The 3,414-nt window shown below is 46.1% G+C and carries 2 protein-coding genes; one reads left to right on the top strand and one right to left on the bottom strand.

All coding sequences use genetic code 11. From position 1 onward, the window contains the following. A partial coding sequence (locus ACZFYI_RS17725) for a Gfo/Idh/MocA family protein (protein ID WP_462525457.1) occupies positions 1–701 on the bottom strand: 701 nt, incomplete at its 3' end. 254 nt (positions 702–955) lie between these two features. On the opposite strand from ACZFYI_RS17725, the gene ACZFYI_RS17720 reads away from it, so the two are divergent. Further along, entirely contained in the window at positions 956–3,250 is a 2,295-nt protein-coding gene (locus ACZFYI_RS17720; RefSeq protein ID WP_462525456.1) for an acyl-CoA dehydrogenase family protein, read from the top strand. Positions 3,251–3,414: the final 164 nt, after the last annotated feature.

The following is a 3,414-nucleotide window of genomic DNA, read 5'->3' as shown; positions in this document are numbered from 1 at the left end:
CCATTCACAAACATAAAACTTCCTGTCACAATATCTTCCGCATGGTAAGCCTTGGCCTGATTGGAAGAAAATCCATTGGCTTTGGTAACTGGTCCAAAAAAGAAATCCAACAAATCCAACTGGTGGGAAGCAAGGTCAAAGAAGTATCCACCACCGGCAATTTCCGGATTGATTCTCCAGTTGTTTTCCAGGTGTACGACCACATCAGGTTTGAGTACCTGCTTCAGGTTGATGTGGACAGTTCTGATCTCTCCGATAGCACCCGATTCCATGAGCTCCTTGATTTTCAAAAAATGTGGCAATGCCCTTCTGTAATAAGCCACATAAAGAGGAACCCCTGCTTCCTCACAAATGGCGATCATTTCCTTGCATTCGGAATATGTCCTCGCCATGGGCTTTTCGACATAAACAGGTTTACCGGCAGCAGCCACCAACCTTGTCAGCGGCAGGTGCATGTGAGGAGGAGTGGCTATATAGATTGCATTGACCTCCGGGTCGTGGACCAATTCCTCAGCGGATGTATACCACTTGGGGACATCATGGCGCAGTGCATAGTCTTTGACTTTGGCTTCATCCCGGCGCATGACGGCTACCAATTTGCTATGTGGGATATGTTTCATAGCTGGAGCAGATTTGACTTCGCAGACATTGCCGACACCCAATACACCCCAACGGACTTCCTGATCCTGAATTTTTTTCATGGTTCTAAAATAGGGAAAAAGAACGAAGTACGAAGTACCAAGTACCAAGTATGAAGTAAGAAGTGATGGTAAGAGGTGGTGTCAGTTAAACAAATAGCCAATTAACCAAATAACCATTAATTGTTGAGAGGTGGTATCAGTTAAACAAATAACCATCCCGATAGCTCGGGACCTAATAACCAATAACCAATTAACCTTTAACCATTATTCAAAAAAGGATCGTTAAATTGAAAGTGTGGACCAAACATATTGACATGCTCCGATCTGAAAGACTTAACAAAAACCCGAAACTTTACATTTTTCTTCCATTGTATTATAGCCTTTGGGCAGACAGTGAGCTTACGCCCACGGAAGTCAAAGAAATGACAGTACTCATAAACAAGCAGCCTTGGCTAACTGAAGAAGAAAAAAACTGGCTGCAATCCCACCTTAATCCATCAAAACCTCCAAAACCCAAAGAGCTTAAATCTTGGAAAGCCATCATCCAAAAACTGGAACCGGAGGGATTGACAGACCTTTTTGAAATAGGAAAATCCCTAGCAAAACATCATGCAGGAGATTCTGAATTGACTTTTGAGGAAAGCTTGAAGGCTGACTTCCAGCAAACCGAGTTTGCACTTGGTATCCTGAGCAAAGAAGCCGGATATAGTTTCAAATCCAGCCACGAGACGATCTCGACGGAATACAAGAAAGAAAGTAATTTCAATGTGCAAAAGATGGCAGCCTTGCTGGATGGAAATCAGGCAGGGCTGATTAAAAAAGTAAAGGAAGTGATATCCCGACCATCTTTTGCCTACAGGGAATATGATTCTCTCACCGACCAACGAGAGCAGGTATTGAAATGGTGTCAGGAACTCGCGGAGGAGGGGTTTGGCGCATGGGCATTTCCTGACTATGCCGGAGGAAAAAACGACATGGAAGGCTATTTCACCATCATGGAAACCTTAAGCTACCATGACCTCAGCATGGTGATCAAGTTTGGGGTGCAGTTTGGGCTTTGGGGCATGAGTGTTTACTTTTTGGGAACAGAAAAACACCATAAAAAATACCTCAAAGACATCGGTAGCCTGAAGCTTCCGGGATGCTTTGCCATGACAGAAACAGGTCATGGTTCCAATGTCAGGGGCTTGGAGACCACCGCCACTTACGACCATCAGCAAAAAACCTTCACCATCCACACACCTAACCCCGATGCCAGAAAGGAATACATCGGCAATGCCGCCCTCCACGGACAGATGGCGACTGTTTTTGCGAAGCTGATCATCGATGGAGAAGATTATGGGGTCAATGCCTTCGTCGTTCCACTTCGTACTGCGGATGGCAAGATGATTCAAGGAGTCCGCATAGAGGACTGTGGCAGAAAGATGGGACTCAACGGAGTAGACAATGGCGTGATTTATTTTGACCAAGTTGTCATCCCTAAAGAAAACATGCTTGACAAATTTGCGTCTGTCAGTGAAGATGGGGAATTTGAAAGCACAATCAGTTCAGACAACCGCCGTTTCTTTACCATGTTAGGCACACTTGTCGGCGGCAGGATCGGGATCCCGAGATCGGCCATCTCCGCCACCAAAACCGGCTTGACCATAGCCATCCGACATGGGGAAAACAGAAAGCAATTCGGTCCTGAAGGTGGGGAAGAAATCCCAATCCTCAACTACCGCATGCACCAAAGGAGACTGATGCCGCCATTGGCGGAATCTTATGCGATCCATTTCGCATTGAAATACCTTACCCAACGGTTTTTGGACAAGACCGAAGCAGAAGCTATGGAAATCGAAGCTTTGGCAGCTGGACTGAAATCCTATGCGACCTGGTTTGCCACGGCCACTTTGCAGGAATGCAGGGAAGCATGCGGGGGCAAAGGGTACCTGTCCGAAAACCGGATCGATGCACTGAAAAATGACACAGATGTATACACCACCTTCGAGGGCGACAACACCGTTCTGATGCAATTGGTAGCCAAAAACAGGTTGACGGAATTCAGGAGGGAATTTGGTGACATGAACATCTCCACCATTTTCAATTTTGTAGTAACCCAAGCACGGACTTCTTTTACTGAGAAAAACCCCATCATTGTCCGGAGTACCGCCACGGAACACCTCTTGGATTTTGAATTCCACCTCAACGCCTTCCGGTATCGGGAAAATTCCATCCTCAGCAGTGCCGCCCAAAGGCTCAAACGGCACATCGAGCAGGGCATGGATTCTTTTGATGCCTTCAATGTGGCCCAACATCACCTCGTCAATGTCGCACAGGCTTATATCGAAAGGATCATTTTGGAGCAGTTCCAAAAGCAGGTCAATGAGACCGAGGACGAAAGCTGCCAAATGGCCATGGCCCAACTCTGTCAACTTTATGCCCTCCACACCATCGAGAAAAACAGTGCATGGTACCTCGAGCAAGGCTATATGGAAGGTGTAAAATCTAAAGCCATCCGCAAGGAAGTCAACCAACTTTGTTGGGAAGTGAGGAAAAATGCCCTGGCTTTGACAGATGCTTTTGGGATACCGGAGAGTTGTATCAGCGCCCCAATCGCAAAGAAATGATGAATGAATAATTCTGAATGATGAATTACTGGAAACGAGAGAAAAAATTAATGCTGAATTCTGAATTCATAATGCTGAATTAACGGAGCCGGCATGCTGAACCGGAGCTTGCGGAGGTGAAGAATCTCTTTGTTGGAAAAAAGAAGCGAGAAACGAGAGTCGAG

Source organism: Aquiflexum sp. (assembly GCF_977115555.1).
Note: the sequence above shows the minus strand (reverse complement) of the source record. Positions and strands in the feature narration are given on the sequence as shown.

Coding starts and splice junctions, on each gene's coding strand:
- ACZFYI_RS17720 (WP_462525456.1), top strand. CDS start 956: ATGCTCCGATCTGAAAGACTTAACAAAAACCCGAAACTTTACATTTTT.